General features: G+C 60.6%; 2 protein-coding genes. Both read right to left on the bottom strand.

Annotation, left to right across the window (positions count from 1 at the left end; genetic code table 11):
• Positions 1–1045 (bottom strand): type IV secretory system conjugative DNA transfer family protein (locus tag EOA85_RS33375; protein WP_164760065.1); only part of this gene is annotated, 1045 nt, incomplete at its 3' end.
• Between the two features lie 27 nt (positions 1046–1072).
• Positions 1073–2122: a P-type DNA transfer ATPase VirB11 gene (virB11, locus tag EOA85_RS33370; protein WP_245486253.1), complete on the bottom strand. Its 1050-nt coding sequence runs from the start codon at positions 2120–2122 to the stop codon at positions 1073–1075.
• Between the last annotated feature and the right edge of the window lie 69 nt (positions 2123–2191).

Here is a 2191-nt window from a genome sequence, read left to right as displayed (position 1 = left end):
GGTTTAGGCCCGTTCTCACGCTGCCGAATAGCCCGGAAAACTGCTTGTCCGACATGTCGGCATAGCTGGCGAGCATCTGCAGCGTGTAGTCGGAAATTTCCCTCGCTTCCTCGTCGCGGAGTGCCTGGATCCATTCCAGGAACGGCCGGTCGGCGCCATTCATGATGCGAAGCGCCTGGCGCAGCGTTCGCTTCCTGTCCTCGAGGCGGGGCGTTTCCATGACGTAGGAGATCACCCCGGCAAAGAGCATGCGACCGTCGTCGACCCAATAGGTTTCGCCTGTCGTCGGACGTGGAAAGAGCGCGGCGGCGATGTTGCGGATGTCGATGTCGCGCTGGTCGCTGTCGAGGCTGATGAAATCGAGCGGATTATAACATTCCGTCTCGCCTTTTTCGTCGGCCGGCGAGAAACGAATAACCTTGGAAAAGGTCGACCGATAACCCGCTGTCGCCTGATAGGTCTCGCCGCGCATGTCCAGCACGACAAGCGAATCCGGCCAGAGCAGGGCATTCGGGATGATCAGCGCGGCACCCTTGCCCGATCGCGGCGGTCCGACGACGAAGCCGCCGACGTCGTCGCCATCGACCCAAAGCTTTTTTCCGCCTACGAGTTTCGGCTTGGTCAAGTGCCTCTTGTTGGAACCGCGCTGGGTGAACGCGCCGATGACGTTCACAAGGCTGCCGCCCGCGCGGCCGATGAAGACGCCGCCGCGTTTCGTCAAGCCGGCCCGATTGACTTCCGCCAAGCTAAGAAATTTGGCGTCGTTCGATGCCTTGCGCTTAATCAGTACGGTCATGACAGCCAGCACCATCACGCCAATCAGCGCCAGGCCGGCCGCATAAAGCGCCTGCTGATAGCGGCCGAGAATGGCGACATCGGCGTAGGCGCGGCGCAGCGTGGCAAAAGGATCCCGGTCGAGATCCTGGATCAGGGCGAAGGAGCCCGTCTCGTACCAACGGACGCCTCCATAGGCGATGGCGAAAAAAACAACGCCCACGGCCACGACCATGAGCGTCACGACCAATCCCTTGATGACCTGCACCATCACGCCCTCATTTCTCGCCTTCTCAGATCAGCCGAGGCGTTCGGCCTTTGTGAATTTAATCTCGCTCACGACGCGCCGGCCGGCATCCCGGCGCGAGAGCTGGACGACGATGGGGATCACCTCTTTGAGGTAATCCATGATCTCGTCGCGCGAGAGTTTCACGCCGCCCTGCATGACCATCAACGCCAAACGCTCATAGGCAGCGCGCGCCGAATTGGCATGCACTGTGGTCAACGATCCGGGGTGCCCTGTGTTGATCGCCTGCAGAAAGGAAAAAGCTTCCGCGCCGCGCAATTCGCCGAGCAACAGCCTGTCCGGTCGCATACGCAGCGATGCCTCGAGGAGACTTTGCGCGTCGACTTTCGCCAAGCCCTGATCGCCCTTCGAAGAGAGCAGGGCGACCGTATTCGGCGTGACGGGCTTCAGCTCGCGTGTATCTTCGATCGTGATGATCCGCTCACTTGGCGGAATGAGTTTGAGCAGGGCGTTCAGGAACGTCGTCTTGCCGGTCGACGTGCCGCCCGAAACAACGATCGACACGCGATTTCTGACCGCATGCTCCAGAAATCTCATCGGATCGGAGCCGCCGATCAGCTCAACCAGTTCCGTTTCTTCTTCCGACAAGCCGAGCTCATTGCCCATGCGCGTTTCTTCGAAGGCGCCGCGCTTGGCGTAGTCGTCGACGGTCATGTCCATGATGACCTGCTTGCGGATCGATATCGCGCCGCCGTCCGGTGCTGCCGGCGGCAACACGAATTGAATGCGCTCGCCGCTGGGGAGCGCCGCCGACAGGATCGGCTTTTCCTCATTCACCAGTTGATTGGTCGAGCTGGCGACAAGTGTTGCGAGGTTGCGAATCCATTTCTCGGTCAGCCTGGCGTCAACGAAGCGCTCCATTTCCTTGGCGCCAAGCCGCTCGACAAAGATTTCGCCCGGCCTGTTGACGGAAAGCTCGGAAACGTCGGCCTGCCGCAACAGATCGTGGAGCGGTCCCAGCTCCATTTCCAGAATTGGGAACTTGGCATAAGGGCTCGACGAGATAGCCGAGGCGGCGGCCGGGTGTTTGATCATGTTCATTTGGTCACCGGAGGTGCTGCCGGAAACCAATTGTCCTTCGGCGTCGCGTAGAGGGGAGCAGGGTCGATC

This window comes from Mesorhizobium sp. M5C.F.Ca.IN.020.29.1.1 (assembly GCF_003997375.1).
Taxonomy (GTDB): Bacteria; Pseudomonadota; Alphaproteobacteria; order Rhizobiales; family Rhizobiaceae; genus Mesorhizobium; species Mesorhizobium wenxiniae.
This window is presented reverse-complemented; position numbering and strand designations above follow the sequence as displayed.

Coding starts and splice junctions, on each gene's coding strand:
- virB11 (WP_245486253.1), bottom strand. CDS start 2,122: ATGAACATGATCAAACACCCGGCCGCCGCCTCGGCTATCTCGTCGAGC.